The 26,188-nt window shown below is 70.6% G+C and carries 23 protein-coding genes; 13 read left to right on the forward strand and 10 right to left on the reverse strand.

Annotated features, from left to right (window positions below; translation table 11 throughout):
- Position 1: 1 nt before the first annotated feature.
- The 5 genes from ABD927_RS04545 to ABD927_RS04565 all read left to right on the forward strand — a co-directional run bounded on the left by ABD927_RS04545 (position 2) and on the right by ABD927_RS04565 (position 5,196).
- Positions 2-967, forward strand: a complete 966-nt coding sequence (locus ABD927_RS04545) for a hydroxymethylglutaryl-CoA lyase (protein ID WP_345246768.1) — start codon at positions 2-4, stop codon at positions 965-967.
- Between the two features lie 22 nt (positions 968-989).
- Positions 990-1,967 (forward strand): NADPH:quinone oxidoreductase family protein, encoded by a 978-nt coding sequence (locus ABD927_RS04550; protein WP_345246770.1) that lies wholly within the window; start codon positions 990-992, stop codon positions 1,965-1,967.
- A 30-nt stretch (positions 1,968-1,997) separates the two neighbouring features.
- A complete protein-coding gene (locus ABD927_RS04555; RefSeq protein WP_345246772.1) occupies positions 1,998-3,134 on the forward strand; it encodes an iron-containing alcohol dehydrogenase in 1,137 nt (378 codons plus the stop codon).
- 153 nt (positions 3,135-3,287) lie between these two features.
- The gene (locus ABD927_RS04560) at positions 3,288-4,259 is read left to right on the forward strand and encodes a Bug family tripartite tricarboxylate transporter substrate binding protein (protein ID WP_345246774.1); all 972 of its coding nucleotides are present in this window, start codon (positions 3,288-3,290) and stop codon (positions 4,257-4,259) included.
- 34 nt (positions 4,260-4,293) lie between these two features.
- A complete protein-coding gene (locus ABD927_RS04565; protein WP_345246776.1) occupies positions 4,294-5,196 on the forward strand; it encodes a cupin domain-containing protein in 903 nt (300 codons plus the stop codon).
- Positions 5,197-5,320: 124 nt separating this feature from the next.
- Here the strand turns inward: ABD927_RS04565 and ABD927_RS04570 are convergent, their stop codons facing one another.
- On the reverse strand, positions 5,321-6,685 hold the full coding sequence (locus ABD927_RS04570; RefSeq protein ID WP_345246778.1) for an MmgE/PrpD family protein: 1,365 nt from the start codon (positions 6,683-6,685) through the stop codon (positions 5,321-5,323).
- A 130-nt stretch (positions 6,686-6,815) separates the two neighbouring features.
- Between ABD927_RS04570 and ABD927_RS04575 the strand changes: the two genes are divergently transcribed.
- Entirely contained in the window at positions 6,816-7,523 is a 708-nt protein-coding gene (locus ABD927_RS04575) for a GntR family transcriptional regulator (protein WP_345246780.1), read from the forward strand.
- A gap of 63 nt (positions 7,524-7,586) precedes the next feature.
- Here ABD927_RS04575 and ABD927_RS04580 read toward each other — a convergent pair whose 3' ends face one another.
- Together ABD927_RS04580 and ABD927_RS04585 are read right to left on the reverse strand one after the other, a co-directional pair.
- Complete coding sequence (locus ABD927_RS04580; RefSeq protein ID WP_345246782.1) at positions 7,587-8,549, reverse strand: Bug family tripartite tricarboxylate transporter substrate binding protein; 963 nt, start codon at positions 8,547-8,549, stop codon at positions 7,587-7,589.
- Between the two features lie 150 nt (positions 8,550-8,699).
- Positions 8,700-9,608, reverse strand: coding sequence for a ketopantoate reductase family protein (locus ABD927_RS04585; protein WP_345246784.1), 909 nt, complete (start codon positions 9,606-9,608; stop codon positions 8,700-8,702).
- 191 nt (positions 9,609-9,799) lie between these two features.
- Here ABD927_RS04585 and ftsH point away from each other — a divergent pair, with 191 nt between their 5' ends.
- The 4 genes from ftsH (at position 9,800) to ABD927_RS04605 (ending at position 15,616) form a co-directional block, all read left to right on the forward strand.
- Positions 9,800-11,638: an ATP-dependent zinc metalloprotease FtsH gene (gene ftsH, locus ABD927_RS04590; RefSeq protein WP_345246786.1), complete on the forward strand. Its 1,839-nt coding sequence runs from the start codon at positions 9,800-9,802 to the stop codon at positions 11,636-11,638.
- A gap of 90 nt (positions 11,639-11,728) precedes the next feature.
- Positions 11,729-12,505 (forward strand): fumarylacetoacetate hydrolase family protein, encoded by a 777-nt coding sequence (locus ABD927_RS04595; protein WP_345246788.1) that lies wholly within the window; start codon positions 11,729-11,731, stop codon positions 12,503-12,505.
- Between the two features lie 62 nt (positions 12,506-12,567).
- Positions 12,568-14,553: a bifunctional metallophosphatase/5'-nucleotidase gene (locus ABD927_RS04600; RefSeq protein WP_425570178.1), complete on the forward strand. Its 1,986-nt coding sequence runs from the start codon at positions 12,568-12,570 to the stop codon at positions 14,551-14,553.
- 91 nt (positions 14,554-14,644) lie between these two features.
- Positions 14,645-15,616: a Bug family tripartite tricarboxylate transporter substrate binding protein gene (locus ABD927_RS04605; protein WP_345246792.1), complete on the forward strand. Its 972-nt coding sequence runs from the start codon at positions 14,645-14,647 to the stop codon at positions 15,614-15,616.
- Positions 15,617-15,723: 107 nt separating this feature from the next.
- Here the strand turns inward: ABD927_RS04605 and ABD927_RS04610 are convergent, their stop codons facing one another.
- From ABD927_RS04610 to ABD927_RS04630, 5 genes are all read right to left on the reverse strand, one after another.
- The gene (locus ABD927_RS04610; protein WP_345246794.1) at positions 15,724-16,776 is read right to left on the reverse strand and encodes an NAD(P)-dependent alcohol dehydrogenase; all 1,053 of its coding nucleotides are present in this window, start codon (positions 16,774-16,776) and stop codon (positions 15,724-15,726) included.
- Positions 16,777-16,939: 163 nt separating this feature from the next.
- Positions 16,940-17,845, reverse strand: coding sequence for a polyphosphate kinase 2 (gene ppk2, locus ABD927_RS04615; RefSeq protein ID WP_345246796.1), 906 nt, complete (start codon positions 17,843-17,845; stop codon positions 16,940-16,942).
- Between the two features lie 102 nt (positions 17,846-17,947).
- On the reverse strand, positions 17,948-19,012 hold the full coding sequence (locus ABD927_RS04620; protein ID WP_345246798.1) for an Ldh family oxidoreductase: 1,065 nt from the start codon (positions 19,010-19,012) through the stop codon (positions 17,948-17,950).
- Positions 19,013-19,029: 17 nt separating this feature from the next.
- A complete protein-coding gene (locus ABD927_RS04625; RefSeq protein WP_345246800.1) occupies positions 19,030-19,722 on the reverse strand; it encodes an RraA family protein in 693 nt (230 codons plus the stop codon).
- Positions 19,723-19,766: 44 nt separating this feature from the next.
- The gene (locus ABD927_RS04630) at positions 19,767-20,912 is read right to left on the reverse strand and encodes a mandelate racemase/muconate lactonizing enzyme family protein (protein WP_345246802.1); all 1,146 of its coding nucleotides are present in this window, start codon (positions 20,910-20,912) and stop codon (positions 19,767-19,769) included.
- Positions 20,913-21,055: 143 nt separating this feature from the next.
- Between ABD927_RS04630 and ABD927_RS04635 the strand changes: the two genes are divergently transcribed.
- From ABD927_RS04635 to ABD927_RS04645, 3 genes are all read left to right on the forward strand, one after another.
- Positions 21,056-22,045, forward strand: coding sequence for a LysR substrate-binding domain-containing protein (locus tag ABD927_RS04635; protein WP_345246804.1), 990 nt, complete (start codon positions 21,056-21,058; stop codon positions 22,043-22,045).
- 124 nt (positions 22,046-22,169) lie between these two features.
- Positions 22,170-23,150 (forward strand): Bug family tripartite tricarboxylate transporter substrate binding protein, encoded by a 981-nt coding sequence (locus tag ABD927_RS04640; protein WP_345246806.1) that lies wholly within the window; start codon positions 22,170-22,172, stop codon positions 23,148-23,150.
- A gap of 45 nt (positions 23,151-23,195) precedes the next feature.
- Positions 23,196-24,308, forward strand: a complete 1,113-nt coding sequence (locus tag ABD927_RS04645) for a mandelate racemase/muconate lactonizing enzyme family protein (RefSeq protein WP_345246808.1) — start codon at positions 23,196-23,198, stop codon at positions 24,306-24,308.
- Positions 24,309-24,329: 21 nt separating this feature from the next.
- Here the strand turns inward: ABD927_RS04645 and ABD927_RS04650 are convergent, their stop codons facing one another.
- Together ABD927_RS04650 and ABD927_RS04655 are read right to left on the reverse strand one after the other, a co-directional pair.
- Positions 24,330-25,496 (reverse strand): CaiB/BaiF CoA transferase family protein, encoded by a 1,167-nt coding sequence (locus tag ABD927_RS04650; protein ID WP_345246810.1) that lies wholly within the window; start codon positions 25,494-25,496, stop codon positions 24,330-24,332.
- 7 nt (positions 25,497-25,503) lie between these two features.
- Complete coding sequence (locus ABD927_RS04655; RefSeq protein ID WP_345246812.1) at positions 25,504-26,187, reverse strand: nitroreductase; 684 nt, start codon at positions 26,185-26,187, stop codon at positions 25,504-25,506.
- Position 26,188 lies beyond the last annotated feature (1 nt).

Genomic DNA, 26,188 nt, shown 5'->3' on the forward strand with positions numbered 1-26,188 from the left:
CATGACATCGCTACCGAAGTTCGTCGAATTCCACGAGGAAGGCCCGCGCGAGGGCTTCCAGTTCGAGCGCGGCCGGTTCCCGCTCGAACAGCGCGCCGCCCTGGTCGACGCGCTGGCCCTGGCCGGGCTGCCGCAGATCCAGGTGGCCTCGTTCGTGCATCCCGGCAAGGTGCCGCAGATGGCCGACGCCGAGGCGCTGTTCGCCAGCCTGACGCCGCGGCCGGGGGTGAAGTACACGGGGCTGTGGCTCAACGCCCGCGGCTTCGAGCGCGCGCGCGAGGCGGCCCACATCACGCTCACCGGCAGCCTCAATTTCTACACCTCCGACGCCTTCAGCAGGATGAACAACAACTGTTCGGCGGCCGAGATGCGGGAAGCCCAGCGCGACTGGATCCCCCGCTACGAAGAGGCCGGCGTGCCGCTGGACGCCGCCTACATCATGACCGCATTCGGCTGCAACTTCGAAGGCGAGATCCCGGTCGCCAAGGTGACGGAACTGGCGCGCTGGATCGCGGCGCTGAACACGGAACCGGGCGTGGCGATCCCCAAGCTCTATCTGTGCGACACGGTGGGCTGGGCCAATCCCGACAGCGTGCGGCGCCGGGTCGATGCGGTGAAATCGGTGCTGCCCGACGTGCGCGTCGGCCTGCACCTGCACGACACGCGCGGCCTGGGCGCGGCCAATTTCCACGCCGCGCTGCAGATGGGAATCGACCTGTTCGACAGCTCGGTGGCCGGCCTGGGCGGTTGCCCGTTCTGCGGCCACAGCACCCAGGCGGCCGGCAACATCTGCACCGAAGACATGGTCTTCCTGTGCCACGAGCTCGGCATCGAGACCGGCATCGACCTGGAGGCGCTGATCGAAGCGGCGCAGCTGGCCGAACGCATCATCGGCCGTCCGCTCGGCGGCCGCGTGATGCACGCCGGCTCGCTGCAAGGGTTCCGCCGCGGGCGGCCCGGCGCATGACGCACGCTTCCGGAGTATCCGCATGAAGGCCCTCGTCTGCCGCCGGTATGGCCCGCTGGAAGCGCTGGCCATCGAGGACATCGCCCCGCCGCCGCTGGGCGACGGCGACGTGCGCATCGCCGTCCGCGCGGCGTCGGTCAACCCGCCCGACGTGCTGATGCCCGCCGGCAAATACCAGGTCAGGCCCGAGCTGCCGTTCGTGCCCGGCATCGAGGCCATGGGGACCGTCATGGAAACGGGCGCCGACGTCTCCGACCTGCGGCCCGGCGAACGCGTCATGACCTACGCCGGCCAGGGCTGCTACGCCGAGCAGGTCGTGGTGCCGCGCCGCCGCGTCGAGCGGGTGCCCGCCGGCATGGACGACGCGCAGGCCGCCGGTTTCGTGCTGGTCTACAGCACGGCGTACCACGGCCTGGTCGACTGCGGCGGCCTGGCGGCAGGCCAAGCCGTGGCGGTGCTGGGCGCGGCCGGCGGCATCGGCCTGTGCGCGATCCAGATCGCCAAGGCCTTCGGCGCCACGGTGGTGGCCGCCGCGGGCAGCGCCGCGCGCCGCGACGCCTGCCTGGCGGCCGGCGCCGATCTTGCCGTCGATGGCGCCCCGGAGGGACTGGCCGACAGGCTCCGGCGCGCCACCGGCGGCCGGGGCGCCGACGTGGTGCTGGACGTGGTCGGCGGCGACGCGACCGAACCGGCGCTGCGGGCCGTGGCCCCGTACGGCCGGCTGCTGATCGCCGGCTACGCCAGCGGCGCCATCCCGATGATCAAGGGCAACCTGGTACTGCTCAAGCAGGCCCGGGTGGTCGGGGTCAGCTACCGGCTGTTCCTGGAACGCACGCCGGAGCTGGCCGCCGCCAACCTGCGCCGGCTGTGCGAACTGTACGAGGCCGGCCTGCTGCGCCCGCAGGTCGGCGCGCAATTCCCGTTCGAACGCGTGGTCGATGCGCTGCGGGCGCTCGGCGAGCGGCATGCGGTGGGCAAGATCGCGGTCCGCATGGCCTAGGCGCAGACCGCCCAGACAGGAGTGTCCGGCATGGCCCTCATCAACTACGTGACGCAGATCCAGTTCGAATTCGGCGCCCTGGCGTTGCTGGCCAGCGAATGCAGGCGGGCTGGCATCTCCCGCCCGCTGATCGTGACCGACCCGGGCGTCAAGGCGGCGGGCATCGTCGACCGTGCGCTGGCGGCGATTCCCGGCCTGCCGGCCACGGTGTTCGACCGCACGCCGTCCAATCCCACCGAGGCCGCCGTCCGCGCCGCGGCCGCGCTCTACCGTGCCGGCCGCTGCGACGGGCTGGTCGCGGTCGGCGGCGGCTCGGCCATCGATTGCGCCAAGGGCGTGGCGATCGCCGCCCGGCACGCCGGGCCGCTGGCGCGCTACGCCACCATCGAAGGCGGCTCGGACCGCATCACCGACGCCGTCGCGCCGCTGATCGCGGTGCCCACCACCAGCGGCACCGGCAGCGAGGTGGCGCGCGGCGCCATCCTGATCGTCGACGACGGCCGCAAGCTGGGTTTTCACTCCTGGCACCTGGTGCCGCGCGCGGCCCTGTGCGACCCCGAGCTCACCCTCGGGCTGCCGAAGACGCTGACCGCCGCCACCGGCATGGACGCCATCGCGCACTGCATGGAGGCTTTCCTGGCGCCGGCCTTCAACCCGCCCGCCGACGGCATCGCGCTCGACGGCCTGGAACGGGCCTGGGGCCACATCGAACGCGCCGTGCGCGACGGCGGCGACCGCGAGGCGCGACGACAGTTGATGAGCGCCTCGATGCAAGGCGCCCTCGCCTTCCAGAAAGGCCTGGGCTGCGTCCATTCGCTCAGCCACAGCCTGGCCGGCGTCGACCCGACGCTGCATCACGGCACGTTGAACGCGGTGCTGCTGCCTGCGGTGGTGGCCTTCAATGCCGAGGCCCCGTCCGTGCGCGGCGAACGGCGGCTGGAACGAATGGCGCGCGCCGTGGGCCTGGAGGCAGGCAGCGACCTGGGCCCGGCCATCCGGGACCTGAACGCGCGCCTGGGCCTGCCCGCGGGCCTGGCCGACCTCGGCGTGGCCCCCGCTTGGTTCGATCGCGTGGCGGCCGGCGCGCTGGCCGACCACTGCCACAAGACCAATCCCCGGCCGGCCGATGCCGGCGACTATCGGGCTTTGCTGGAAGCATCGATGTAGCCCGCGCGGCTCCTGGACGCCGCTGAGCGAGCGGATTGCCATATTGTATTATGGGTTATCATGGAGGGCTTGACCGCCGCCCGAGGGGCGGGCGGCGGCGCCTTACCCTTGCCGGCCCGCACGGCATCGTTGAAGTTCCAGGAGACACGCAGCATGTACAGATCCATCCAGAAAGCGGCGCTCGGCCTCGCCCTCGCCTGCAGCGCGGCCGCCGCGCTGGCCGCCGGCTACCCCGAACGGCCGGTCCGCACCATCGTCCCGTATGCGCCCGGCGGCGCTTCCGACGTGGTCGCACGCGTGGTCACCAAAGACATGGAAAAAAGCTTCGGCCAGCCCTTCGTGGTCGACAACCGGCCCGGCGGCGGCGCCATCATCGGCACCGGCACGGTGGCCAACGCGGCGCCCGACGGCTATACGATCGGCGCCATGGACAGCGCGTTCGTGATCAACCCGGCGCTGGTGCCCGACCGCATCCCCTACGACACGCAAAAGGATTTCGCGCCGGTCATCCTGCTGGCCAAGATGCCCATCATCCTGGCCGTCAACCCGAGCGTGAAGGCCAATTCGCTGAAAGAGCTGATCGCGCTGGCCAAGTCCAAGCCGGGCGGCCTGAACTACGGCTCGGCCGGCAACGGCAGCCCGCTGCACCTGGCCGGCGAACAGTTCAAGTACGCCGCCGGCATCGACGTGGTCCACGTGCCGTACAAGGGCGGCGCGCCGTCGATCGCGGCGCTGGTGGCCGGCGAAACCCAGATGGCGATGACCGTGCTGTCCACTTGCCAGAGCTACGTGAAGTCCGGCAGGCTGAAGGCGCTGGCGGTAACCGGCTCGACCCGGCTGCCCGAAATGCCCGACGTCCCGACCTTCGCCGAACTGGGCTATCCCTCGGTCGATTCCTTCGTGTCGTTCGGCATCGTGGCCCCCAAGGGCACGCCCGACAACGTGGTGGCAACGCTGAACGACGGCTTCAACCGCCAGTTGAAGGACGCGCAGGTGCAGAAGCAGCTCAACGAGCTGGGCTTCCAGCCGATCGGCGGCACCGCCGCGTCGTACAAGGAATTCGTGTCGGCCGAGATCGCCAAGTGGATCAAGTTCACGAAGCTGGCCAACATCAAGGTCGATTGATTTCGCAGTCCACGCAACATCGCAGGATACGTCCATGGAAAACACGGTTCTGTCTCCCTACGCCGAGCGCGGCCGCTACTTGACGCTCGACCAGGGCTTCAATCAGGCCCTGCCTCCCGTACCGGCCCATATCTTCCTGGCCGAGCGCGACCAGGCGCTGGGGCCCGGCGGCTCGGCGCACATCCTGTGCGACCAGAGCGCCGAGATCGCCGCCCGCACGCCGTCGACCACGCCGCTGCTGCTCGCTTCCTACGTGCGACTGGCGCCCGGCCAGCCGCTGACGCTGAGCTCGGGCGGCAGCGCCGAGGTGTTCTACGTCATCCGCGGTGCCGGCAGCACTGAGTGGGGCGACGGCGAACGCATCGACTGGCAGGCGGGCGACGCGATGCTGCTGCCGGGCGGCAGCCAGGAGCGGCACACCGCCACCGGCGACGGCAACGCGGTGCTCTGGCGCGTGACCAACCAGCCGCAGCTGGCTTATGAAAGCGCCCTGCCGCCGCCGGTCGAGGCGTCGCCGATCAAGGCGGTGCACTATCGCGGGCCGGAAATGATGAAGGCGCTGATCGACGTCCGCCAGCACGTGATGAAGAGCGGCATGAAATCGATGGCCATCATGTTCGGTTCGGAAGGCTCGGCCTACAACCGCATCGCGCCGTCGCTGACGCTGGCGCTCAACGCGGTGCCGCCGCACGACCACCAGATTCCCCACCGCCACAACTCGGTGGCCGTCAGCCTGGTGCTGCGGGGCGAGAAGGCGTTTTCGCTGGTGGATGGCAAGCGCGTGGACTGGTCGCCCTACGCCACCTTCGTCACGCCGGCCGGCGCCTCGCACACGCATCACAACGAATCCGACCAGGATTCGATCGTGCTGATCGTGCAGGACGGCGGGCTGTACTACCACTGCCGCACGATGGGCTTTGCCATCACCGGCGAATGAGCCTGGCGCCGGGCCTCGCCCGGCGCGCATCGCTGCGCCATGAACGAAGGGCCGGTCTGCGTACCGGCCCTTCGGCGTTTGCGGCCGCCGCGGACGGGCTCCCGGGCGGCCCGCCGCTTTGCGCTCAATTGACCCCGGCGGCCAGCTTCATCAGCGAGCCGACGTCGTCGCGCTCGTCCAGTGCCCAGACCGCCTGGATCAGGGCCTCCGGCTCGACCCCCGAGCCGCCGCCGCGGCACAGTTCGCGCAGCTTGGCTTCGAGGTCGGCATCGGACAGCGGCCGCTTCGGTCCGCCGCGCGCGGCCTCGATCGACACCACGATGGGCTCGGCGCCCGCCAGCCGGACGGCCACCCGCGCCGCTTCCACCGCGAAGCTGTCGTCGTCGCGGAAGCGCACCTTGGCGCCCAGCGCGCGCAGGGCCGGATCCGCGACGGCTTGGTCGGTGAATTCCGGCAGCCCGGCCTTGCCGCGCACCAGCGACACCGCCACCGCGTGCTGCGCGCTGACCTGCGCTTCGCGGCCGGTGCGCACGCCGGGGCGGTCGGTGCGCTGGCGCAGCAGCGAATGGCCGGTGATCTCGATGTCTTCGATGCGGCCGGCGGCGCCCGCCAGTTCGGGCCGGCGGGCCAGTTCCAGGCAGGCTTCGATGACCGGGTTCAGCACCACGCCGCAGGGATAGGGCTTGTAGGTGTTGGCGAGGATTTCCCAGCGCTGGCCCAGCGCGCCGTCGACCTCGTCGGGCCGGGCGCGCTCGCTGGTGACGTTCAGGAAGCCGCGCACGCCTTCCAGCGGCGCGTCCGGGCCGTCGAAGCCTTCCCTGGCCAGCAGCGCCGACAGCAGGCCGTTGCGCGCCGCGTTGCCCACGCCCACGCTCTTGGCCATGGTGCCCAGGGTTTCGACCAGGCCGCCGGCCTGGCTGGAGGCCGAGCCCAGCGCCCATACCAGCGCGCGCGGCTCCAGCCCGAAGATCTTGCCCGCGGCAAGCGCCGAACCGAACACGCCGCAGGTGGAAGTGATGTGCCAGCCGCGCGCATAGTGCGACGGCGACACCGCGTTGGCGATGCGGCACTCGGCCTCGACGCCGAGGATGAAGGCCAGCAGGAAATCGCGGCCCGACATCGGCTGGGTTTCGGCCAGCGCCAGCAGCGCCGGCGCGACCGGCGCCGTGGGGTGGGCGATGGTGGGGATGTGGGTGTCGTCGAAATCGAAGACGTTGGCGCTGGCGGCGTTCAACGCCGCCGCGGTGAGGATGTCGCAGCGTTCGCGGCGGCCGATCACGGTGGCCTGTTCGCCGGCGGAGAAGCGCTTGTACACGCCGGTGGCCAGGTCCAGCGTGCGGTCGCGGCAGCCGGCCAGCGCCACCGCGAAGAAATTGACCAGCGAGCGCTTGGCTTCGTGGCGTACCGCCGGCGGAATGTCTTCCCAGCGGGTGGCGGCGACGAAGCGCGCGAGGGCGCCGCTGACCGCGCCGGTTTCGGATTGGGACATGCTGTCTGGCCTTGCGTGCGTGAAAACGGATCGCATTATTGTAGGATACGATTCCCGTGATATTCCAGAATTCAACGGAGCAGGCCCTTCGCCGGGCCGCAAGCCCCACCCTCCACGCCCCTTCTTGTCCATGTCCGACCTGACCGCCTCGCCGGCCCAACTCGACCCGGATCTCCGGGTCACGCGCATCGCCGCCCCCTTGCGTCACAGCGTCGTCGAAAGCATCCGCAATGCGATCGCGCTCGGCCACCTGCAGGCCGGCCAGCGCCTGACCGAAAAAGCGCTGTGCGAAATGACGGGCGTCAGCCGCACCCTGGTGCGCGAGGCGCTGCGCCAGCTGGAGTCCGAGGGGCTGATCGACGTCGTGCCGCACCGCGGCCCCTTCGTCGCCCGCCTCACGCCGGAACAGGCCGAATACATCTACCAGGTGCGCCGCGAACTCGAAGGCCTGGCGGCCGAGCTGTTCGCCACGCTGGCCTCGGCCGAAGAGCAGAAGGCGCTGAAGAAGGCGCTGCGCCAGCTCACCGCCAGCTTCTCCAACAAAGACCCGGCCGTGCGCCTGAACGCCAAGAACGAGTTCTACGCCTGCCTGCTGCGCGGCAGCGGCAATGCCATCCTGGCGCAGGTGCTGAGCCTGCTCAACGGCCGCATCGTGGTGCTGCGCGCCACGTCGCTGCAGCAGCAGGGCCGCGCCCGCGAAAGCATCCGCGAGCTGAACGAGCTGGTGGAGGCGGTGCTGGCGCGCGATCCCGCGGCGGCCCGCGAAGCCGCGCGCCGCCACGTGGCCAGCGCCGCGGCCGCCGCGCTGGCCATCATGCGGGGCCAGGCCGCCAACTGAAGCGCGGCGCCGGCCGCTTCGGGCGCAGCCGGCCGCGGCCAGCCGGTCCCGGCCGCGGCCGCCTCACTCCTGTTGGATCCTGGCTTCGCGCACCACGTCGCGCCAGCGCGCCACCTCGTTGTTGAAGAAGGCGGCGAACGCCGAGGCCGGCTGGTCCACCGGCATGCCGTCGCGCACCTTCAGGAACCCGGTTACCGCCTTGGTGCGGATCGCGGCGCGGATCTCGCCGTTCAATTTGTCGATCACGGCCGGCGGCGTCCCGCCCGGCGCGAAGATGCCGTACCACGTCGTGACGTCGTAGCCCGGCAGCCCCACTTCCACCGCGCTCGGCACGTCGGGCAGGCTCGGCGCCCGCTCGCGGCCGCTGACCAGGATGCCCTTGAGCTTGCCCGACGCCACCAGCGAGGAAATGTTGGCCAGATCCATCGCGGTCAGCTGCGATTCGTTCTTCATCACCGACAGAATCGCCGGCGGCGCGCCGGAATAGTTGACGTTGACGAATTCGGTGCCGGTCTGCAGGCGGAACAGCTCGGCGAACAGGCGGCTGGAAGTGCCCGACGAGGCCGCGTTCATCGATCCCGGCGCGCGCTTCAGGCGCTGGACCAGGTCCTGGTACGACTGCACCTGCAGCCCGGGCGCCACCGCGATCAGGTAAGGCATGCTCATGATCTGCGCCACCGGCACGACGTCGGCCGGCGCATACAGCGGCTTGCGGAACACGCTGGGGTTCATCGAGATCGCGGGCGTGTCGATCAGCAGCGTGCTGCCGTCGGGCGGCGAACGCTTCAGGTACTCGGCGGCGATCATGCCCGAGGCTCCGGGCCGGTTCTCGACCACGACGTTGCGGCCGGTCGCGTTCGACATTTCGGTGGCGATGATGCGCGCGGTGCCATCCACCGCGCCGCCCGGCACGTAAGGCACGATCAGCTTGAGCGGGGGCTCGGCCGCCATCGAGGGCGCGAGCCACGCGCAGCAGGACGAAACGGCGCAGGCCACGGCGATGCGGCCGCCGGCGGTCGGGATCATGGGCGTCTCCTTGTCGTTCTTGCGCCGTCGTCGCGGCGCTGCGCTGCCTAGTCTGGGACGGCGATCGGCGGGCGGCAATTGACAAAAACTGACGGGGCGCCAGGAATAATCACGCAACCGGCGCGGCAGGCCGCAAGGAGAGGCCGGGACTCAACCTCCGGGCGGGGCGCCGATCCGTGCCTCCAGCAGGCCCACGATGGTGTGCAGCACCCGGTTCGCGGGCGTGGCCACGCCCAGTTCGGCGCCCTTGCGCACCACGTACCCGTTCAAATGATCGATCTCGCTGCGCCGGCCGCGCGCCATGTCCTGCGCGGTCGACGAGAACTGCGCCGGCATCGTCGCCGCGATCAGCCGCACCGCCTCGTCCACGTCGCCGGGCACGGATACGCCGGCGCCCCGGGCCACGGCCAGGCACTCGGCCACCACGTCGCGCATCACTTCCTTGACCCCGGCGTATGCGACCAGTTCGCCGTAGGGCAGGCGCGCGATGGCCGACAGCGCGTTGTAGGCACAGTTCAGGATCAGCTTGGCCCACAGCTCCCCGATGGCGTTGGCCGATACCCGCGTCGGGATGCCGGCGTCCTGCAGCAGGCGGGCGATGTCGCCGCCGCGCGCGGCGGGCCCGATCACCAGTTCGCCGCGCCCGTTGTGCTTGACGTGGCCGGGGCCCGCCATCTCGGTGGCCACGTATACCACCGCGGGCACCACCGCCTGGGGCAGCAAGGCCTGCAGACGCTCGGTGTTGTCCACCCCGTTCTGCAGGCTCAGCACCACTGCGTCCGGCGGCAGGTGCGGCGCGATCTGCGCCCCGGCGTCGGCGGTATCGGCGGACTTGACGCAGAACAGCACCAGCCCGGCGCCCGCCACGGCCGCCGGGTCGACGCTGGCGGCCACAGGCACGCGTTCGGTGAACGATTGCGTTTCCAACAGCAGGCCGGCATGCCGCATCGCGTCGACGTGCGCCGGCCGGCCGATCAGTACCACCTCGTGCCCGGCGCGGGCCAGCATGCCGCCGTAATAGCACCCGACCGCGCCGGCGCCCATGACCCCGATCTTCATTTCCTGCTCCCTGCATCCTGCAATGTCCAGAAGACCGAACTTTACGCGCTCCGCGCCGGCAGCGCCGTTTCCGACCCTTCCTTGACGCGGCAGCGGTATCCGGCGCGCCCCAGTCTTCCGCGCGGACCGATAACACGGAACAATGACGGAGCCGGCCTGCGCCGGACGAGACGGATCCAAACGGGGGAATCATGGCTCAGAAGCAAGTCCACTGGAATGTCGGCTACTGGATCGTGGCCGTGCTGTTCGTCACGCTGCTGCAAAGCTGGTGGCAGACCAGCCGCACGGTCGAACCGGTGCCGTACAGCGAATTCGAACAGGCCCTGGCCGCGGGCCGGATCGGCGAAGTCTTCGTGGGCGAGACCACGATCACCGGGCGCCTGAAGACGCCGGACGAAAAAGGCAAGACCACGCTGGTGGCCACCCGCGTGGATCCGCAGACGGCCGAGATGCTGTCGCGCTACGGCGTGACCTACACCCGCGTGGTGGAAAGCACCTTGCTGCGCGACGTGCTGTCGTGGGTGCTGCCGGCGGTGGCCTTCTTTGCCGTCTGGTTCTTCCTGTTCCGCCGCTTCGCCGATCGCCAGGGCCTGGGCGGCTTCATGCCGCTCGGCAAGAGCCGGGCCAAGGTCTACGTGGAAAAAGACACCGGCGTCACCTTTGCCGACGTGGCCGGCGTCGACGAAGCCAAAGACGAACTGCGCGAGGTGGTCGATTTCCTGAAGGACCCCCAGTCCTACGGCCGGCTGGGCGCGCGCACGCCCAAGGGCGTGCTGCTGGTGGGCCCGCCCGGCACCGGCAAGACCCTGCTGGCGCGCGCGGTGGCCGGCGAGGCCGGCGTGCCGTTCTTCTCCATCTCGGGCTCCGAATTCGTGGAGATGTTCGTAGGCGTGGGCGCGGCGCGCGTGCGCGACCTGTTCGAGCAGGCGCGCGCCAAGGCGCCGGCCATCATCTTCATCGACGAACTGGACGCGCTCGGCCGCGCGCGCGGCGTCGGCCCCGCGCTGGGGCACGACGAGCGCGAACAGACGCTGAACCAGCTGTTGACCGAGATGGACGGCTTCGACGCTTCCGTCGGCCTGACCATCCTGTCGGCCACCAACCGTCCAGAGATCCTCGACCCCGCGCTGCTGCGCGCCGGCCGCTTCGACCGCCAGGTGCTGGTCGACCGGCCCGACAAGAAAGGCCGGCTGGACATCCTGCGTGTGCACGTGCGCAAGGTCCGCCTGGCGCCCGATACGGATCTGGAACAGGTCGCCGCGCTGACGCCCGGGTTCTCGGGCGCCGACCTGGCCAACCTGGTCAACGAGGCCGCGCTGGCCGCCACCCGCCGCAACGCAGGGTCGGTCGCGCTGGAAGACTTCACCCGCGCCGTGGAGCGCCTGGTGGCCGGACTGGAGAAGAAAAGCCGCGTGCTCAACGAACACGAGCGCCGCACCGTGGCCTACCACGAGATGGGCCACGCATTGGTGGCGCTGAGCCTGCCCGGCAGCGACACGGTGCACAAGGTCTCCATCATCCCGCGCGGCATCGGCGCGCTGGGCTACACGCTGCAGCGCCCCACCGAAGACCGCTACCTGATGACGCGCGGCGAGCTGCGCAACCGGATCGCCGTGCTGCTGGGGGGCCGCGCGGCCGAGAAGCTGGTGTTCGGCGAACTGACCAGCGGCGCGGCCGACGACATCGCCCGCGCCACCGACATCGCGCGCGACATGGTTACCCGCTTCGGCATGGAGGAAAGCCTGGGCTACGTGGCTTTCGAGCGGCCGCGGCCGCGCTTCCTGGACGTGCCGGACGCGGCGGGCAGCGGCAGCCCGGTGGCCGAGTCCACCAAGGCGCGGATCGACGAAGCCGTCCGCGCCATCGTGATGGATGCCTTCGACCTCGCCCGCGGCATCCTGGCCGGCAACCGCGCGGTGCTGGAACGCTGCGCGCAGGCGCTGCTGGCCCGCGAAACCCTGGACGAGGCGGCGATCCGGGAATTGACCAGCGATCTGACCGTGCAGCCGCCGGCCGCGCAGCCGGATTGAGCGCGGCCGCCGGCGGACCGTGCGCCTTGCTTGCGCAGGGCGCATAGCGGGCTATCATGGCGAACCCATCACTCCTATAACGAGACAGCAATGAGCCAGCCCCCCTCTTCCGCCATCGACCAGGTCGCCCAGGTCTTGATCGACGCGCGCCGGACCGGCCGCCAGGCCGATGCCGCCCCCTGGGCCGACGCCCTGACGACCTCCGATCAGGCCTTCGCGGTGCAGGCGCGCGTGGCCGAAGCGCTGGGATGGTTCGACGGCGTGCCGCTGCATTGGAAATCGGGTGGCGGCTCGCGCACGGCAACGCTGACGCATACGCCGCTGCCGCCGGCGGGCGTCCGCTCCAACGGCGCCTCGTTCGCCGGCCTGGGGCTGCACGAGCCCGCCGTGGAAGCGGAGATCGCGCTGCAGATCGGCCAGGACGTCGACGCCGCGCTGGCTGCCGGCCTGGACTACGGCGCGGCGGTCGCATTGCTGTCCGGCATGACGGTTGCGGTCGAGGTGGTCGACAGCCGCTGGCGCGAAGGCCTGCGCGCGCCGGCGCTGCTGAAGGTGGCCGACAGCCAGGTGCACGGCGGCCTGGCGCTGGGCGACTGGGTGCCTTTCCAGGCGCGCGACTGGGCCAGCCAGAGCTGCGAGGTCCGTGTCGGCCGCGCGGCGCCGACCACGCATACCGGCACCCATTCGCTGGGCGATCCGGCCTGGCTGCTGCCGGCCTGGCTGCGTCATGCCACCCGCGGCGGCGGCGTGCTGCGGGCCGGCACGGTGGTCACCACCGGCAGCTGGGCAGGCGTCATCCCGGCGCGGCATGGCGACGAAGTCGTCGTGGTCTTCCCCGGCGTGGGATCGGTACAGCTGACGATCTAGCGCATCATGCCGCCGTCATATGGCCGGCCGATGATGCCTGCTATTTCCTGCGGAATGCCCCGATGCCAGAACGTTGCCTGTCCCCGCGCGCCGCGCGGACGGCCGCGGCGCTCGCCGCCGCCCTCGCCGTACCGGCCGCCTGCGCCGGCCCCGGTTCCGGCCTCGGGACGACGGCGCCAGGCCCCCGGGCCGATACGCGCGCAACCTTGCCGAACGCAGGCGCCCGGCCATTCACGCTGACCATCCTGCACATCAACGATCCTCACTCGCACCTGGCGCCGGTGCAGACGACGCTGCAGCTTCGCAACGCGGCCGGCGCCCGCGTGGCGGTCCAGGTCGAGGCCGGCGGCTTCCCGCGCGTGACGGCGGCGTTCGCAAAGCTTGCGCGCGGCAGGCGCAACGTGATCAAGCTGCACGCCGGCGACGCGCTCAGCGGCACGCCGTATTTCGACCGCGCCGGCCCCATGGGCGCGGCCGACGCGGCCATGATGAACACCGTCTGCTTCGACGCCTTCACGCTCGGCAACCACGAATTCGACCGCGGCGACGACGGCCTGCGCGGCTTCATCGACCGCCTGCACGCCGGCGCCTGCCGCACGCCGGTGCTCAGCGCCAATGTGCATTTCGGCGCCGGCTCGGCGCTGAATCCCGTCCATGCGCCCGATTACGTACTGCCATCGGTCGTGCTCGAACGCGGCGGCCGGCGCATCGGCGTGGTGGGCCTGACCATCGCCGGCAAGACCAAGGCGTCCTCCAAGCCCGACGCCGACACGCAATTCGAAGACGAGGCGGTGGCCGCGCAGCGCGCCATCGACGCGCTGGAGGCCGCCGGCGTGCGCCAGGTCGTGGTGCTGAGCCACGTGGGCCATGACCGCGACCGCGAATTGATCGCCCGCCTGCACAAGGTCGATGCCGTCGTGGGCGGCGACTCCCACACGCTGCTGGGGCCGCCGGCGCTGGCCGACTACGGCGTGGGCCGACCCGCCGGCCCGTATGCCGAAGCGCTGCGTAACGCCGACGGCGAGACCGCCTGCCTGGCTCAGGCCTGGCAGTACGCGCGCGTGGTGGGCGAACTGGCGGTGACATTCGACGACGGCGGCCGCGTGATCCGTTGCGGCGGTGCGCCCCAGGTGCTGATCGGCGACGATTTCCGCGTGGCGGGCCGCGCGCCTGGCGCCGCCGACCGCGCCGCCTTCGCGGCCGATGCCGCCAACAGCGGCTTCCTGCAGATCATCGCCCCCGACCCGGCCGCCGAGGCCGTGCTGCGGCCCTTCCGCGACAAGGTCGAGGCTTTCGAGCGGCAGGTCGTGGCCACGGCGCCCGACGCGTTGTGCCTGCGGCGCCTGCCGGGCGGGCCGGAATCGCCGGGCTACGTGGCGACCGGCACGGCCTGCGACACCGACACGGAGGTCGCCGCGCACGGCGGCGACCTCCAGCAGATGACGGCTCAGGCCTATCTCGACACCGTCGCCGCCCGATACGGCGGCGCCGACATCGCGCTACAGGGCGCGGGCGGCGCGCGCGAGCCGCTGCGCGGGCGGATCACGGCGGGCGACGTGCTGCGCGTGCTGCCCTTCGGCGACACGCTATGGCAGCTGGACCTGAGCGGCGCCGAGGTGCACGCCATGATCGAAGACGCCTTGCAGGCGGTATTCGGCCCGGGCGGCACGACCGGCCCCTACCCCTATGCCGCCGGCCTGCGCTGGCGCGTCGACGCCTCGCAGCCGCGCGGCCGGCGCGCCACCGGCCTCGAAGTGCGCAACGCAACCACCGGCGCCTGGGAGGCGCTGGATCCGGACCGCCGCTACCGGGCCGTCGCGCCCGGCTTCGACGCGACCGGCGGCGATGGCCACGCCACGTTGGCCGCCGTGCCCGCGGCCCGCCGCCACAATACCGGCGTGCTGGACGCCGATGCCTTCCTCGCCTGGATCGCGCGCCAGCCGGCCGATCCGGCGGGCGGCCTGCCCGTCTTGCGCAAGCTGCCCGCGGATCTGTACAGCACGCAGGTCTTCCTGAACGGCCCATCCATGAACGGCCCATCGCGATGAGCGGCCGGACGCGCCGAGAAATCGCTTGCAGTCCATCCCGAACTGCGTAACGATTGCCAAAAACGACACAAACCCAGATGGAGACGAACTCATGCTCGCACGCGCCTTCGGCGGCTGCCTGGCCGCCCTTACCTTGCTCGCCGCCGCTACCCAAGCTGCCTCCGCGCAAGACTTCCCGCCCCACAAGCCCGTCACGATGGTGGTCGGCTTCGCGCCCGGCGGCGGTTCCGACACCGCGGCCCGCCTGATCGCCAAGCAGCTCAGCCAGAACATCGGCCAGACGGTGGTGGTCGAGAACCGCGCCGGCGCCGGCGGCAACATCGCGCATGCCTACGTGGCCAACGCGCCCGCCGACGGCTCGGTCATCCTGCTGGGCTCGATCGGCCCGCTGTCGATCGCGCCGCACCTGATGAAGCTGCCCTACGATCCCGAGCGCGACCTGGCGCCCATCACGATGGGCCTGAATTTCCCCAACGTGCTGGTGGTCCATCCCGGCCTGAACGTGAAAACGCTGGCCGAATTCATCGACCTGGCGAAGAAGAAAAGCCTGGATTTCGCGTCCACCGGCGCCGGCTCGGCCTCGCACCTGGCGGGCGAACTGTTCAACCAGCGCGCCGGCGTGGAACTGGTGCACGTACCGTACAAGGGCGGCGCGCCGGCGATGGTAGACCTGCTGGCCGGCCGCATCGCCGCCTACTACGCGGTGCCGTCCACGGCCGCGCCGTACATCGAGTCGGGCAAGGTGGTCGCGCTGGCCACCACCGGCCTGCAACGCGCGCCGTCGCTGCCCAACGTGCCGACCGTGGCCGAATCGGGCTTCCCCGGTTTCAGCGCCACCAACTGGTATGCCTTCGTCGCGCCGGGCAAGACGCCGGCGCCCATCCTCGACGGCTGGAACCGCGAGATCGTCAAGGTGCTGAACGACCCCGCCGTGCGCGAACAGCTCGACAAGCACGGCCTGACGCCTATGCCCGGCACGCGCGAGGAACTGGGCCGCTACATCGCCAGCGAGTCGGCCACCTGGGGCAAGGTGATCCGCGAACGCAAGATCACTGCTGAATAAGGCTCCCCCTTCCGGCCTGCGGCCGCTCCCCCAGGGGCGGCGCTGGCGGACCGGCGGAGCCGGATCCGCGGCGCCCGGGATGGGGCGGTGGCTGGCGGAGGGGGCTTTTATAGCGTGGCCATGTCTATTACGAAGCGGTATTTGACGTCGCTTTTGAGCATGCGGTCGTAGGCGGCGTTGATCTGGTCCATCTCGATCATTTCGATGTCGGCCGTGATGCCGTGCCGGGCGCAGAAATCCAGCATTTCCTGCGTTTCGGCGATGCCGCCGATCAGCGAGCCGGCCAGCGAGCGGCGGCCGAAGATGAGGTTGGCGGCCGAGGGCGAGGGGTGCGGCTCGGACGGCACGCCTACCAGCGTCATCGTGCCGTCCAGCTTCAGCAGCGCCAGGAAGGCGTCGAGGTCGTGCGGCGCGGCCACCGTGTTCAGGATGAAATCGAAAGTGCCGGCGTGCGTGGCCATTTCCTCGGGATGGCGCGACACGACCACTTCGTCGGCGCCCAGCGCCTTGGCCGCCTCGGTCTTGCCGGGCGAGGTGGTGAAAGCCACCACGTAGGCGCCCAGCGCGTGCGCCAGCTTCACGCCCATGTGGCCCAGGCCACCGATGCCGACCACGCCTACCTTCTTGCCCGGCCCCACCTTCCAGTGCCGCAGCGGCGACCAGGTCGTCACGCCGGCGCACAGCAGCGGCGCGACGGCGGCCAGTTCCGATTCGTCGTGGCCGACGGTAAGCACGAAGAACTCGTCGACCACGATGTGGCCCGAGTAGCCGCCGAAGGTGTTCTCGCCGCCGCCCTTGGCGTAGCCGTTGTAGGTGGCGGTGAAACCGGTATCGCTGACGCAATACTGCTCCAGCCCGGCGCGGCACGACGGGCAGGTGCGGCAGCTGTCGACCATGCAGCCGACGCCGACGAGCTGGCCGGGCTTGACCTTGGTCACGCCGCTGCCGACGGCGGTGACGCGGCCCACGATCTCGTGGCCGGGCACGCAGGGGAACTGCACGCCGGCCCATTCGCCGCGCGCGGTGTGCAGATCGGAATGGCAGACGCCGCAGTAGAGGATGTCGATCGCGACATCGGTGGGACCGGGCTCGCGGCGCGCGATGGTGATGGGGGCGAGCGGGCTGGACGCCGACTGGGCGGCATAGGCGGGAGTTTGCATGATCGTCTTCACCAGCGTAGAAGTTCGGGAACACGCGCACGGCCGCGCCACCGCAAAACGGCGGCGATACCGCAGCGCAACATCCCCTCATTATGAGGGAGCGTACTGCGCGGGTATTGCCTGATTCTGCGAGACTTCTGCCCGATCGTCCGGGATGCCCGGATCAGTAGACCGCCGGCACGAACATGTCGGGCGGCAGCTGCTTGCGGCTGTAATCGGGATGATACTCGCGCGCCGGCAGCGTAATGCTTTCGTGCTGTACCTCCCCGTAGGGGATCAGGCCGAGCAGGTGGTTGATGCAGTTCAGGCGGGCGCGCTTCTTGTCCACGGCCTCCACGATCCACCAGGGCGCCTCGGGAATGTGGGAGCGTTCCATCATCACTTCCTTGGCCTTGGTATAGGCCTCCCAGCGGCGGCGCGACTCCAGGTCCATCGGCGACAGCTTCCACTGCTTGAGCGGATCGTTCATGCGCATCAGGAAGCGGCGGTTCTGTTCCTCGTCGCTGATCGAGAACCAGTACTTGATCAGCACGATGCCCGAGCGCACCAGCATCTTCTCGAACTCGGTCACGCTGCGGAAGAATTCCTCGTACTCGTCGTCGGTGCAGAAACCCATCACGCGCTCGACGCCGGCGCGGTTGTACCAGCTGCGGTCGAACAGCACGATCTCGCCGCCGGCCGGCAGGTGCGACACGTAGCGCTGGAAATACCATTGCGTGCGTTCGCGGTCGTTGGGCGCCGGCAGCGCCGCCACGCGGCACACGCGGGGGTTGAGGCGCTGCGTGATGCGCTTGATGGCGCCGCCCTTGCCGGCCGCGTCGCGGCCTTCGAACAGCACCACCACCTTGAGCTTGTTGGCCACCACCCAGTCCTGCAGCTTGACCAGTTCGCCCTGCAGGCGCAGCAATTCGCGGAAATACAGGCGGCGGTCCATGTCGCCATCGTCGTGGCCCTGGAGCAGCGGATCGTCGAGCCGGCTGTCGTCCAGCTCCATTTCCAGCTCCTCGTCGAAGCTGTCGATCATCTCGGCGTAGAGGCGGCGGATCTGCTTGGAAAGGTCTTCGCTCATGGTCGGCTGGAAAAAAGACGGCGGACGGCGCGGTAAGGCCCGCGGGCCGCCCCAGTCTATGGCGGGGGCGTGACAGTTCAGTGAAACCGCCCCCGCCGCGGCTCACCCCGGCAGCGGCGCCACGTCGAACGGCAGGCCGGCGATCTCGCCCGCCCGCTCCAGCTCGCGCACGATGCCGGCCGGCACGGGAATGCCGCCCACCGCGCGATCGGCCTCGCATTGCGCGGCGCGCTGGCCCGGATAGCGGCCGGACGGCCCGGCCGCCTCCAGGTAGGTGCCCAGCCAGGCGGCCATGTGGTCGTCGAAGGCGACGCGGCCGATCACCTGCGCCGGGTCGATCACCAGCAGGAAGGCGCTGACGTTGCCCGCGCTGCTGGTGGCGCCATGGGCCGCGGCGCTGGCCGCGGTGGCCGAGCCGCTCAGGCTGCCGGCCAGCACCTGCACCATCATCGCCAGGCCCACGCCCTTGTGGCCGGCGATGGGCTGCATCGCGCCCTTGAGCGCCTGCTGCGGGTCGGTGGTGGGCTGGCCGTCGGGGCCGATGGCCCAGTCGAGCGGGATCTCGACCGCGCCGTCGCGCACGGCCTGCAGCACATTGCCGCGGGCCACCACGCTGGTTGCCATGTCGACCACCAGCGGCGGCCCGCCGGCGACCGGCGCGGCGAAAGCGATCGGGTTGTTGCCGATGGCCGCGCGCGAAGAACCGAGCGGCGCCATCAGCGGCGGCGTTTCCTGGCAGATCAGCGCCACCATGCCCTGTTCGGCGGCCTCCAGCGCGAACAGCCCGAGCGCCGCCAGGTGGCCGCTGCCGCGGATGATGGCGGTGACCACCGGCGCGGTCCGCGCCCGCGCGATGGCGGCGCCGACCGCGGCGCTGGCCACCGACTGCCCCAGCCCGCCGTCGCCGTCGAAGTACAGCACGCCGGCGCGCTCGTTCTCGCGGAACGCCGGCTGGGCGTTGATCTCGCCGCTGCGGATCTTCTCCAGATAGACCAGCACCCGCGCCACGCCGTGCGTATCGATGCCGCGCAGGCTGGTGCGCACCAGCACCCTGGCGGTGGCCAGGGCATCCTGCCGGCGCACGCCGGCGGCCAGGTACATCCGGCCGATCCAGTCCTGCAGCTCGGCGGCCGCATAGCGGGCGACCCCGCTCCGAACCTCGTCCATGCGATGCCCGCCCGCGCTCAGCGATAGTAGTCGTCGATGAATTCGCAGCCCATCTTCGACAGCGCGGCCTCGGTATAGGCCGAGCGGTCCCAGCTGCCGTCCTGGATCGCCTTGGCGCTGGCGGCTTCCTGCTCCTGCTTCTTCAAGGCCTTCTGCAGCACGGCCTCGGCGTCCTGGCGCGGAATCACGATCACGCCGTCGGCGTCGCCGGCGATCAGGTCGCCCGGGTTGACGATGACGCCGCCGCAGGAGATCGGCACGTTGACTTCGCCCGGGCCGTTCTTGTACGGGCCGTTGGGCTGGGCCCCCGCGGCGTAGAACGGGATCGGCATGCCGGCCAGCGCCTCGACGTCGCGCAGCGCGCCGTCGATCACCCAGCCGGCGTGCCCGCGGCGGATCGACCAGTTGGCCATGTTCTCGCCGGCCAGCGAATTGGCCAGGTCGCCCTGACCTTCGACCACGATCACGTCGCCCGGCTCGGCCAGGTCGAGCGCATAGTGCATCATGGCGTTGTCGCCGCTGCGCACCCGCACGGTAATCGCGGTGCCCAGCAGCGGCACCTTGTTCAGCGGGCGGATGCGCGCGTCCAGGCAGGCGATCCGGTTGACCACGTCGCCGATGTTGGCGACCGGGATGCCGCGGAATTTCTCGACCAGTTCGCGCGGGGTACGGTTGACTTTCTTGAAGACTCTGAAGCCGACGTTAGCCATGATGTGTTATCGCCATGTAGAAGAGTGAGTGGAAGATGCCCGGCTCAGCGGCCGGGGGAAGGCAGGACGGGGGCCCCGGACGAGCGGCCGGCGTGGCGGCGCAGCAGGTCTTCGTCGAGGTCGATGCCCAGCCCGGGTGCCGTCGGCAGCGCGATATACCCGTCGACCGGCCTGAGCTGGCCGGGGCAGATGTGCTGCGCGAAATCGGCGAACGGTAGATAGTACTCGGTCAGCGTAAAATTGGGCATGGCCGCGCCGGCGCATACGGTGGCGTTGAGCGCCACCGTGGTCGAGTTGAAGTTGTGCGGCGACACGGCCACGAAGTGCGGCTCGGCCATCGCGGCGATTTCTTTCAGTTCGAGGATGCCGCCCACGTTGCAGACGTCCGGGTTCAGGATATCGGCCGCGCGTTTTTCCAGCACCGGCACGAAGGCGGACTTCCCGTACAGCGCCTCGCCGGTGACCACCGGGATGCCCACGCCTTGCCGCACCTCGGCCACGGCGTCGAGGTTGTCGGACGAACACGGCTCTTCGTACCAGTACAGGCCGAAGGGCTCGAGCGCGCGGCCCAGCCGGCGGGCCGCGCCGGGCGGCAGGCGGCGCAGCATGTCGAGCAGGATGTCGACGCCGGGGCCGACCGCCTCGCGCACGGCCCGTACCACGGCCACCACGTGTTCCTCGTGCGCCTGCGGCACGAAGGTGCGCCACGGGCCGGGCAGCGGCGACAGCTTGATCGCGTCGAAGCCGCGCGCCGTCACGGCACGGGCCGCCTGGGCGTATTCATCGGGCGTCTTGCAGTGGTCGCTCCAGCCGTTGGCGTAGACCCGGATGCGGTCGCGGCAGGCGCCGCCCAGCAGGTTGTACACAGGCTGGCCGCAGGCCTTGCCGGCGATGTCCCACATCGCGTGCTCGATCGCGCTCTGGGCGCAATAAAGGTCGAACGAACTGCGCCGCTGCGCGAAATCGTCGTACACCGACTGCACGAATTGCTTGATGTCGAACGGGTTGCGGCCGATGACGCTGGCGCCCAGTTCCTCGATCTGCGCGACGATCGCGCCGTCGCGGCCGCGCAGCGTGTAGGCCTCGCCCCAGCCGTGCAGGCCGGTGTCGGTAAGGACTTTGACGAACAGCCAGGTACGCCCGCGAAAGCCCGGGTCGACGGCAAAACATTGAACGGCGGTGATCTTCACGGCAAATGCTCCAGAGCGCAAATCGTGCGCGCAGTTTGCGCGCCTTCGCCCGCGCGGGCAAGACCGGCAGGCCGGGATGCCGGCCCGCGCCGCGCTACCATCGGAGCCACGCACCCTGCCTCCCAAGCCCGGACGACCCCATCATGACCCAGCGCGCCCCCGCCCGCCTCGAACCCGACGCCGCCGACCGGCCGCCGCTGTCGCCAACCCTGGCGGCCCGGCTGAAGCTGCGCCAGCTATCGTGTTTCCTGGAAGTGGCCGAAGGCGGCAGCCTGGGCGCCGCCGCGGCCCGGCTGTGCGTGACGGAGTCCGCCGTTTCCAAGACCATCAACGAGCTGGAAGACATCCTCGGGGCGCGGCTGTTCGAGCGTGCTCGCAAGGGCATGAGGCCGACCGCCGCCGGCGCCGAGTTCGGCCAGCGCGCCCGCGAGATCCTGAAGCTGCTGCAGACCGCCGCCGACCAGGCCGGCAGCGGGCGCCGCGTGCGTCCCGCCACGCTGCGGATGGCCGCCATGCCGATCGCTTCGGCCATCTACCTGCCGGCGGTGCTGCAGGGCTTCGTCGAGCACTTCCCGCGCTGCCTGGTCGAGGTCATCGTCGGCCCCAAGGATTCGGTGCTGGACGACCTGCGCAAAGGCGCGGTCGACGTCATCATCGGCCGCCTGCCGCCGTCCGAAGACATGGCCGGCCTGGCGTTCGAGCAGATCATGCTGGACCAGTACGTGTTCGCCGTCGCCCACAACCATCCCTTGGCGCGCCGCAAACGGCTGCGCATGCAGGATCTGCTGGCCCATACCCTGGTCACGCCGCCCAAGCAGACCGTGGTCTGGAACGAGGTGCAGCGGCTGTTCCTGGCCAACGGCATCGGCGAGCCGCCGCGCGTGATCGAGATCCTCGACCTCAACTTCGCCAGCGCCTGCGCGCTGCGCCACAAGGCCGTGTGGATCGCCTCGCGCAGCTTCCTGCGCGCGCAGGGGCTGATCGGGCCGCTGCGCGTGCTGCCGCTGGACACCGCCATGCTGGAAGCTCCCATCGGGCTGATCCGCCGCGCCGAGGCGGCCCGCGACGGCGCCCAGGCGCTGCTGGCCGAACTGGTGCGCCGCCATCGCGCCGCGCCGCCTGGCGAGGGTTGAGCAAACGCTCAACCCTGCGCTCGACAATTCGATATACAGCGCCGGACCCCACTCGCTACAGTGCCCGCTGCAGCGGCCGGGTTCCCCGGGCCGGCCGCCGCCAACCCATAACGAGGAGACTGCCATGCCCATCCGCTATCGGCGCTTCGCCGCGCTCGCGTCTTCGTTGGCTGCCGCGCTGGCCTTCGCCCCGGTCCAGGCCCAGAACTACCCCAGCAAGCCGGTCCGCGTGATCGTGCCGTTCGCTCCTGGCCAGGCGGCCGACCTGGTGGCCCGGGTGCTGGCCGAGAAACTGAACAAGACCACCGGCGCCACCTTCGTCGTCGAAAACCGGCCGGGCGCCGGCGGCACGCTGGGCGTCGGCATGGCTGCCAAGGCCGAACCCGACGGCTACACGCTGGTGCTGGCCACCATCGGGCCGCTGTCGCAGGCGCCCGCGCTGTACCCTCACCTGTCCTATTCGCCGATCAAGGACCTGGCGCCGATCACCGACATCGCGCTGACGCCGACCGTGCTGGTTTCCACGCCTTCGGCCGGCTACCAGTCGGTGCAGGACCTGATCGCCAAGGCCAAGGCCAGGCCGGGCACCATCAATTTCGCGTCGGCCGGCGCCGGCTCGAACCAGCACGTCACGATGGAACTGTTCAAGTCGCGCGCCGGCATCGACATCGTGCACATCCCGTACAAGGGCGGCTCCGAATCGGCGGCCGCGATCCTGGCCGGCACCGCCACCATCATGTTCGACGCCATCCCGGCCGTGATGCCCAACGTCAAGGCCGGCAAGTACAAGGCGCTGGCGATCTCCACCGCCAAGCGCTCGCCGCTGCTGCCCGACGTGCCCACCGTGGCCGAATCCGGCCTGCCTGGCTTCGACGCGGTCGGCTGGATGGGCCTGGCCGCGCCGGCCGGCACGCCGGAACCGGTGCTCGACTACCTGAACCAGAAGGTGGTGGCGGCGCTGGACGACCCGGAGGTCAACGCCAGGCTCAAGGCGCTGGCCTTCACGCCCGACGGCATGTCGCGCCAGAAGTTCACCGAGATGATCCGCAGCGAAAACGAAAAGTGGGGCAAGGTGATCCGCGAGGCCAACATCCGGCTGGAGTAACGCCTCCCCTGCCCTCTTCCCACGCAACAGACAGACGAAACCGCCATGCCGCACACCATCCGACGCATCGAACTGACCCGCGTGTCGGTGCCCTTCGAAACCAACGGCCCGCGCAACGGGCTGCGGCCCGGGCTGGCGCCATGGACCCGCATCGAATCGCTGCTGGTGCGCGTGCACACGGCCGACGGCGCGGCGGGCTGGGGCGAGGCGTTCGGCCATTTCGTCAACGCCGGCACCGCCGCCGTGCTCGAAAGCCTGGTGGCGCCCTGGTTCATCGGCAAGGACGCGCACGCCATCGGCGCGCTGATGGAACAGGCCGAACGCGCCTTCTACGGCTTCGGCCGCAACGGCCCGGTGCGCTATGCGCTGTCGGCGATCGACGTCGCGCTGTGGGACATCGCCGCGCAGCGCGCCGGCCTGCCGCTGTACCGGCTGCTGGGCGGCAACCGGCCCGAGGTGGGGCGCTATGCCAGCTTCGCGCGCTACGGCGATCCCGACGCGGTGGCCGCCAATACCGCCGGGGCCGCCGCGGCGGGCTTCGCCCAGGTCAAGCTGCACGAAGCCACCCTGCCCGCCTTCCTGGCCGCGCGCCAGGCGGCGGGCGACCGGACCCGGGTGGCGCTCGACGTGAACTGCCCTTGGACGGTGGACGAAGCGCGCGCCATGGCGCGCCGCATCGCGCCCGAGGATTTCGAATGGCTGGAGGAACCCGTCTGGCCGCCGGAAGACTACGACGCGATGGCCCGCGTGCGGCGCGAGGGCACCCCGATCGCGGCCGGCGAGAACGTGACCACGCTGCACGACTTCAAGCGCCTGTTCGAGGCCGGCGCGGTCGACGTGGTGCAGCCCAGCGTGATCAAGGCCGGCGGCATCACGGCGGTGCGCAAGGTATACGCGCTGGCCGAAAGCTACAGCGTGCGCGTGGCGCCGCACTGCTACTTCTGGGGGCCCGGCTACCTGGCCACGGCCCACCTGATCGCGGCCGACCCGCGGCCGATGCTGCTGGAAACGCCCTACATCACGCTGCAGGAGCCGATCCACCCGGCCTTCGATTCCCAAAGCGGCCGGATGGAATTGCCGGATACCGCGGGGCTGGGCTTCGCGCCCGACGAGGCGGCGCTGGCCCGGCACACGGCATGGTCGGCGGCCGTGTCATAACCCAAGCGCGCAGGAAGCCTGCTACTCCAACCAGTCGTGCAATACCTGCTCGCCATGCTCGCCCAGCAGCGGCGGCGGGGTCCAGCCGGCGGTGATGTCGAAGCCGGAGAACTTGGCGGCCGCGCCCAGTTGCGGCAACGCGCCGTAGACCGGGTGCTGCAGCGGCACGACCATCTCGCGGTGCTTGACCTGGCGATGTTCGAACACCTGGCGGATGTCGTTCACCGGCGCGCAGGGTATGCCGGCCGGCTCCAGCAGCGCGATCAGTTCCACCGTCGTGTGTCGGCGCACGATGGGGTCGAGTTCGGCGTACAGGCTGCGGCGGTGTTCGACGCGCGCCGGCAGGCTGGCGTAGCGCGGATCGGAAATCCAGTCCTCGCGCCCGAGCGCCTGCGCCAGGCGCTCGAACAGGCCCTGGAAGCCGGCGCCGATCACCAGCCAGCCGTCGGCGGTCCGGAAGGCCTTGTACGGCACCTGCTGCGAATGCTCCGAGCCCCAGCGGCGCGGCACGCTGCCGGCCACCAGGTATTCCAGCGCGGCATTGGCCAGGAAAGCCACCTGCGATTCCAGCAGGCTGGTCTCGATCTTCTGCCCCTTCCCGGTGGCCGCCCGGTGCAGCAGCGCGGCCAGCACGGCGGCGTGGCAGTTGGTGCCGGCCACGATGTCCATCGCCGAATTGCCCAGCTTGACCGGCGCGCCGTCGGGTTCGCCGGTAATGCTCATATAGCCGCCGATGGCCTGGATGGTCACGTCGAAGGCGCCGACGTCGCGGTCGGGGCCGCTGGCGCCCATGCCCGAGATCGACGCGTAGATCAGGCCGGGATGGTCCGGCGCCAGGCTTTCGTAGTCGAGCCCCAGCTTGCGCATCACGCCGGGCCGGAAGTTCTCCAGCACCACGTCGGCGCGGCCGGCCAGTTCGCGCGCCACGCGGCGGCCGTCGTCGCTGCGCAGGTCGAGCGCGATCGAGCGCTTGTTGCGGTTGGCCGCCAGGTAGGTCATGCCCATGCCGTGGTGGAACGGCGGACCCTGGCGGCGGGTGAGGTCGCCCTCGCCCGGCGATTCGACCTTGACGACGTCGGCGCCCAGGTCGCCCAGCAGCATGGCGCAGTACGGGCCTGCCAGCACGCGGGTGAAATCGAGAATGCGGATACCGGCCAGCGGCTTGCCGGCGGCGTGGTCTTGGCTCATCGCCTCGCTACTCCTGATGGAAGGTGACGAACTCGTCCAGCGGGATGCGTTCGGGCTGGAAACCGTTGACCGGATCCGAGCCGTCCTCGTAGCCGATCGACATGCCGCAGACGATGATCTTGTCGCTGCCGATGCCCAGCTGCCGCTTGACGATGTCGGGATAGTTGGCCAGCGCGGCCTGCGCGCAGGTATGCAGGCCGCAGCCGCGCGCGGCCACCATGATGTTCTGCAGGAACATGCCGTAGTCGAGCCAGCTGCCGGTGCCCAGGTCGGCGTCGATCGTGAAGATCATCACCACCGGCGCGCCGAACAGCAGGTAGTTTCGGCCGTGCTGGCGGACCGAGGCCTCGCGATCGCCTCTGGCGATGCCCAGCGTGCCGTACAGCCCCCAGCCGGTCTTGCGCCGGCGACCCAGGTAGGGCTCGCGCCAGTTCACGGGGTAGTACTGGTACTCGCGGCGCTCCGGCTCGCGACGCTCGTGGGCCGCCAGCAGTTCGGCCGACAGGCGGTCGCGCGCGGCGCCGGACAGCACGTGCACGGTCCAGGGCTGGATGTTGCTGCCGCTGGGCGCCGTGCCGGCGATCCGCAGGAGGCGTTCCAGCAAGGCGCGGTCCACCGGCGTCGGCAGGAAGGCACGCGTGCTTTTGCGGGAAGTGATGGCCTGCGCCACGATGTCGAAGGTCTGGTCCATT

It is taken from the genome of Pigmentiphaga soli (assembly GCF_039541095.1).
Lineage (GTDB): Bacteria > Pseudomonadota > Gammaproteobacteria > Burkholderiales > Burkholderiaceae_B > Pigmentiphaga > Pigmentiphaga soli.

Bases quoted from the DNA above. Each gene is read 5' to 3' on its own strand.
- ABD927_RS04585 (WP_345246784.1), bottom strand. From the start codon at position 9,608: ATGAAGATCGGGGTCATGGGCGCCGGCGCGGTCGGGTGCTATTACGGC.
- ppk2 (WP_345246796.1), bottom strand. From the start codon at position 17,845: ATGAGCGAAGACCTTTCCAAGCAGATCCGCCGCCTCTACGCCGAGATG.
- ABD927_RS04625 (WP_345246800.1), bottom strand. From the start codon at position 19,722: ATGGCTAACGTCGGCTTCAGAGTCTTCAAGAAAGTCAACCGTACCCCG.
- ABD927_RS04545 (WP_345246768.1), top strand. From the start codon at position 2: ATGACATCGCTACCGAAGTTCGTCGAATTCCACGAGGAAGGCCCGCGC.
- ABD927_RS04555 (WP_345246772.1), top strand. From the start codon at position 1,998: ATGGCCCTCATCAACTACGTGACGCAGATCCAGTTCGAATTCGGCGCC.
- ABD927_RS04640 (WP_345246806.1), top strand. From the start codon at position 22,170: ATGCCCATCCGCTATCGGCGCTTCGCCGCGCTCGCGTCTTCGTTGGCT.
- ABD927_RS04570 (WP_345246778.1), bottom strand. From the start codon at position 6,685: ATGTCCCAATCCGAAACCGGCGCGGTCAGCGGCGCCCTCGCGCGCTTC.
- ABD927_RS04655 (WP_345246812.1), bottom strand. From the start codon at position 26,187: ATGGACCAGACCTTCGACATCGTGGCGCAGGCCATCACTTCCCGCAAA.
- ABD927_RS04600 (WP_425570178.1), top strand. From the start codon at position 12,568: ATGCCAGAACGTTGCCTGTCCCCGCGCGCCGCGCGGACGGCCGCGGCG.
- ABD927_RS04560 (WP_345246774.1), top strand. From the start codon at position 3,288: ATGTACAGATCCATCCAGAAAGCGGCGCTCGGCCTCGCCCTCGCCTGC.
- ABD927_RS04620 (WP_345246798.1), bottom strand. From the start codon at position 19,012: ATGGACGAGGTTCGGAGCGGGGTCGCCCGCTATGCGGCCGCCGAGCTG.
- ABD927_RS04565 (WP_345246776.1), top strand. From the start codon at position 4,294: ATGGAAAACACGGTTCTGTCTCCCTACGCCGAGCGCGGCCGCTACTTG.
- ABD927_RS04645 (WP_345246808.1), top strand. From the start codon at position 23,196: ATGCCGCACACCATCCGACGCATCGAACTGACCCGCGTGTCGGTGCCC.
- ABD927_RS04575 (WP_345246780.1), top strand. From the start codon at position 6,816: ATGTCCGACCTGACCGCCTCGCCGGCCCAACTCGACCCGGATCTCCGG.
- ABD927_RS04635 (WP_345246804.1), top strand. From the start codon at position 21,056: ATGACCCAGCGCGCCCCCGCCCGCCTCGAACCCGACGCCGCCGACCGG.
- ABD927_RS04610 (WP_345246794.1), bottom strand. From the start codon at position 16,776: ATGCAAACTCCCGCCTATGCCGCCCAGTCGGCGTCCAGCCCGCTCGCC.
- ftsH (WP_345246786.1), top strand. From the start codon at position 9,800: ATGGCTCAGAAGCAAGTCCACTGGAATGTCGGCTACTGGATCGTGGCC.
- ABD927_RS04550 (WP_345246770.1), top strand. From the start codon at position 990: ATGAAGGCCCTCGTCTGCCGCCGGTATGGCCCGCTGGAAGCGCTGGCC.
- ABD927_RS04605 (WP_345246792.1), top strand. From the start codon at position 14,645: ATGCTCGCACGCGCCTTCGGCGGCTGCCTGGCCGCCCTTACCTTGCTC.
- ABD927_RS04580 (WP_345246782.1), bottom strand. From the start codon at position 8,549: ATGATCCCGACCGCCGGCGGCCGCATCGCCGTGGCCTGCGCCGTTTCG.
- ABD927_RS04650 (WP_345246810.1), bottom strand. From the start codon at position 25,496: ATGAGCCAAGACCACGCCGCCGGCAAGCCGCTGGCCGGTATCCGCATT.
- ABD927_RS04595 (WP_345246788.1), top strand. From the start codon at position 11,729: ATGAGCCAGCCCCCCTCTTCCGCCATCGACCAGGTCGCCCAGGTCTTG.